Below are 4610 nucleotides of genomic sequence, written 5' to 3'. Positions count from 1 at the left end.
CCACCCCGAACGATCACCGCGCGCGCCTACCATCGGCCCACCCGAACGGGAGGGTCCAATGAGCATGGGGGTCGACCGGCTCCGACTCCAGCGCCAGCACGGCGAACACGCACTCGTGGACGCGCCACAGCGGCTCGTCCCGGGCGACGCGCTCCAACGCCTCCAGGCCCAGCGCGTACTCGCGGATCGCGAGCGACCGCTTCGCGCCCAGGCCGCGCTTGCGCAGGCGTTCCAGGTTCTCCGGTTCGGTGTAGTCCGGGCCGTAGATGATCCGCAGGTACTCGCGCCCGCGCACCTTCACGCCCGGCTGCACCAGGCCGCGCTCGCCGTGCACGAGGTTCGCCAGCGGCTTGACGACCACGCCCTCGCCGCCGGCCGCGGTCAGCTCCTCCCACCAGCGGATCCCCGCGGCAACCTGCTCGTCGTCGGTCGTGTCGACCACGAGGTGCCGGGTGCGGGTGAACACCTCGCCCCGGAGGCGTCCCAGCACGTCGAGGTGCCACAGGTGGTCGCGGTCGTGGAACGTGCGCCCGCGGGCGGCGAGGAGCTGGAACGGCGCGATCGTGACACCGGTCAGCCCGTCGGTCGGCCGGACGTAGCGCAGGTAGGCGTCGCGGTAGCCGGTGGCGTTGGCCAGCCTGCTCCGCGTGCGCGCCAGCAGCCCGGCGACGTCGACGCCCCGGTCCGCGGTCCGCGCGAGGACGTCCGCCGCCACACCGAGCGCACCCGTGGCCGCCGCGCCGACCGAGGCGTACTGCTCCTTGATCAGCCCGGACGCCTTGGCGTTCCACGGCAGCAGCTCGGTGTCGAGCAGCAGCCAGTCCGTGTCGAGCTCGTCCCACAGCCCGGCCGCGGTCACCCCCTCGCGCACGCGCGCCAGCAGGTCGTCGCCCATCGGCGGGTCGAAGAACGCGCGGCCGGTGCGCGTGTGGACCACGCCTCCGCCGTCCCGGCGGACCAGGACCACGGCGCGCGAGCCCATGTGCTTCTCCTCGCAGATCACCTCGCGCACGCCGGCGTGCCGGTACTCCGCGAAGGCGTCCTCCGGGTGCTCCAGCACGTCGGGCCGCCGCGAGGTGGCCGTCGGCGCCATCGTCGGCGGCAGGTACAGCAGCGCGTGCGGGTCGATCGCGAAGCGGCTCATCACCTCCAACGCCGACGCGGCCTGCTCGGGGCGCACGGCGATCCTGCCCCGGTGGGCCGTCTCGACGGACCGGCGGCCGGTCACGTCGGACAGGGCGAGCACGTCCGGCTCCCGTTCCGCCTCGGGCACGACGAGCGGGCGCACCGGCTCGTACCAGACCTCGTGCGCGTCGACCGCCACGACCTCGCGCTCCGGGTAGCGCAACGCCGTCAGCCTGCCCCCGAACACCACGCCGGTGTCCAGGCAGAGGGTGTTGTTGACCCACTCGACCTCCGGCGTCGGGGTGTGCCCGTAGAGCACGGTGGCCTTGCCGCGGTACTCCGACGCCCACGGGTAGCGCACCGGCAGGCCGTACTCGTCGGTCTCGCCGGTGGTGTCACCGTAGAGCGCGAAGCTCCGCACTCGGGCGGACGCGCGGCCGTGGAAGCGCTCGGGCAGCCCCGCGTGCGCGATCACCAGGTCGCCGCCGTCGAGCACGTAGTGCGCGATCAGGCCGTCGCAGAACCGCACGACGCGCTCGCGGAACTCCTCCGGCTCGGCCGCGAGCTGCGCCAGCGACTCGGCCAGCCCGTGCTTGACCTGCACGTTGCGACCGCGCAGCGCGCGCACCAGCTTCTGCTCGTGGTTGCCGCACACGGCGAGCGCGTGCCCGGCCTCGACCATGCCCATGACCAGGCGCAGCACGCCGGGCGTGTCCGGGCCGCGGTCGACCAGGTCACCGACGAACGCGGCCCGGCGTCCCTCCGGCGGGACGGCGTCCACCGGACGGCCCAGGTCGTCGCGCACCAGCGCGTAGCCGAGCCTGACGAGCAGGTCCTCCAGCTCCGCGCGGCAGCCGTGCACGTCACCGATCACGTCGAACGGCCCGGTCTCCTGGCGCAGGTCGTTGAGCAGGCGCTCCGGCACGATGACGGCTTCGTCCACTTCGGACTCGGTGCGCAGCACGTGCACCCGCTTGAAGCCCTCCTTGCCGAGGAACTTCAGCGACTTGCGCAACGCGGCCCGGTGCCGGCGCACCACGTGCGCGCCGAAGTCGCGGTCCGGGCGGCTCGCGTTGCGGGCCAGGCAGACCTCCTCCGGCGGGTCGAGCACGATCGCGACGGGCAGCACGTCGTGCCGACGGGCCAGCTCGACCAGCTGCGCGCGGTCGGCCCGCTGCACGTTCGTCGCGTCGACGACCGTGGTGCGGCCCGCGTCCAGGCGCTTGCCCGCCACGAAGTGCAGCGCCTCGAACGCGGCGGCGGACGCCGACTGGTCGTTCTCGTCGTCGGCCACCAGCCCGCGGAAGAAGTCGCTCGACAGCACCTGCGTCGGCGCGAAGTGCCTGCGCGCGAACGTGGACTTGCCCGAGCCGGACGCGCCGACCAGCACCACGAGGCACAGGTCCGGGATCTTGAGCTCCATCAGATGTCGTCCCCCGAGGTGAAGATCGCGAGCTGGGTCGGCGCACCGCGTTCGGCGTCCACCGGTCCGATCGGCAGGTGGCGCACGGTGTAGCCGCGCCGGTGGGCGACGCCGCCCGCCCACTCCTCGAACTGCGCCCGGGTCCACTCGAAGCGGTGGTCGGCGTGCCGGTGGCGGCCTTCCGGCAGGGACTCGAACAGCTCGTTGTACTCGACGTTCGGCGTGGTCACGAGGACCGTGCGCGGCCGGGCCACGACGAAGACCGAGTGCTCCAGCGCGGGCAGGCGGTCCGGGTCGAGGTGCTCCACGACCTCCATCAGCACGGCCGCGTCGTAGCCCTTCAGCTCCGGGTCGGCGTAGGTCAGCGACGACTGGCGCAGCGTGAGCCGGGCCCGCAGGCGGTCCGACATCCGGTCCAGGTGGAGCTTGCGCGCGGCGGTGGCGAGGGCGTGCGCGGACACGTCGACGCCCTGGATGCGGTCGAACGCGGGGTCTTCGAGCAGGACCCGCAACAGCGCCCCGCCGCCGCACCCGAGGTCCAGGACGCTGCGCGCGCCGGTCTGCTTGAGCTGGTCGAGGACCGCGTCGCGGCGCTGCGCGGCCAGCGACACCTTCGGCTCGGCGAGCGCGTTGTCCATCTCCTCCGGCTCGACCTCCTCCACGTCGGCCAGGCGGGACAGCGCGGACTGCACCAGCGGGCGGCGGCGCATCAGGTAGCGGGTCGTGATCAGCTCGCGGTCCGGGTGCGCGCCCAGCCACCCCTCCCCCGCGCGCAGCAGCTTGTCCACCTCGTCCTCGGAGACCCAGTAGTGCTTGTCGCCGTCGAGCACGGGCAGCAGCACGTACAGGTGCTTCAGCGCCTGGGACAGGGTGAGGGTGCCCGTGAGGGTGACGTCGGCGTACCGCGAGTCGTCGCCGTCACCGAGCGGGAGGGGGGTGATGTGCGTGGTCCAGCCCAGCGGCGTGAACAGCCGGTCCACCAGGCGGTGCGGCAGGACCGGGACGTGCACGGTCAGCGGGATCGGCGTGGCGGCCACGTCCGCGCGGGTCTTGCTGCGGCCGTTCATGGCCGTGCGGAAGACGGAGCCGAGCGCGACGGTCAGCAGCGAGCCCGCGACGTAGGGGCGGTCGTTGACGTACTGGGTGAGCGTGCTGCCGGGCCCGCGCACCAGGGCGACCGGGTCGACCTCCAGCAGGAGCGCGACCGTGCACTCCTCCTCGTCCGCGCGCGGGTAGAAGACGTGCGCCGTGCCGGAGGAGGTGGTGAACGACTGCGCCCGGTCGGGGTGCTTGTGCAGCAGGTGGCTGAGGTCGGTGGCCGGGCGGTGGGTCGTGGTCAGGGTGAGCAGCACACGAGCCAGTGTGGACGATCGGAACCGTCGTCCGCCGCCGAATTGGAGCGGGGGCGCCCGATCGCCTGGTTGCTGGATCGGCAACAAGGTTTGCCGATCCGTGGATGCCGCGCGCATGGTGGTCGCAGGAGGTGGTCGGGATGACCTGGGAACTGGCGGACGGGTACGACGTGGTGGTGGTCGGCGGTGGGGCCGCCGGGCTGAACGGGGCGCTCATGCTGGCGCGGTCGCGGCGGTCGGTGGTGGTGGTCGACGCGGGGGCGCCGCGCAACGCGCCGGCCGACGGGGTGCACGGGTTGCTGGCGCGGGACGGGATGCCGCCGGCCGAGCTGCTGGAGCGCGGTCGGGCGGAGGTCCGCTCCTACGGCGGCCACGTGGTGACCGGCGAGGTGGAGACCGTGACGCGCGAGGGCGACCGGTTCGTGGTGGCGCTGGCCGACGGCCGCACGGTCCGCGCGCGTCGGGTGCTGGTGACCACGGGCCTGGTGGACGAGCTGCCTGACGTCCCGGGACTGCGCGAGCGGTGGGGGCGCGACGTCGTGCACTGCCCGTACTGCCACGGTTACGAGGTGCGGGACCAGGCCATCGGCGTGCTGGCCAGCGGGCCGATGTCGATGCACCAGGCGTTGCTGTTCCGGCAGCTGAGCGCCGACGTCACGTTCTTCTCGCACACCGCGCCGCCGAACGCCGAGCAGGCCGAGCAGCTGGCC

General features: G+C 73.5%; 3 protein-coding genes. 1 reads left to right on the top strand and 2 read right to left on the bottom strand.

Annotated elements, in window-relative coordinates; translation table 11 throughout:
• Positions 1-13: 13 nt before the first annotated feature.
• Positions 14-2548: a polynucleotide kinase-phosphatase gene (locus AB0G02_RS29025; protein WP_360799976.1), complete on the bottom strand. Its 2535-nt coding sequence runs from the start codon at positions 2546-2548 to the stop codon at positions 14-16.
• The gene (locus AB0G02_RS29020) at positions 2548-3900 is read right to left on the bottom strand and encodes a 3' terminal RNA ribose 2'-O-methyltransferase Hen1 (RefSeq protein WP_360799973.1); all 1353 of its coding nucleotides are present in this window, start codon (positions 3898-3900) and stop codon (positions 2548-2550) included. Before AB0G02_RS29020 ends, AB0G02_RS29025 begins: the two co-directional genes overlap by 1 nt.
• A 140-nt stretch (positions 3901-4040) precedes the next feature.
• Here AB0G02_RS29020 and AB0G02_RS29015 point away from each other — a divergent pair.
• A partial coding sequence (locus AB0G02_RS29015) for an NAD(P)/FAD-dependent oxidoreductase (RefSeq protein WP_360799970.1) occupies positions 4041-4610 on the top strand: 570 nt, incomplete at its 3' end.

The organism is Actinosynnema sp. NPDC023658 (genome assembly GCF_040639995.1).
In the GTDB taxonomy this organism is placed as follows: Bacteria; Actinomycetota; Actinomycetes; order Mycobacteriales; family Pseudonocardiaceae; genus Actinosynnema.
This window is presented reverse-complemented; position numbering and strand designations above follow the sequence as displayed.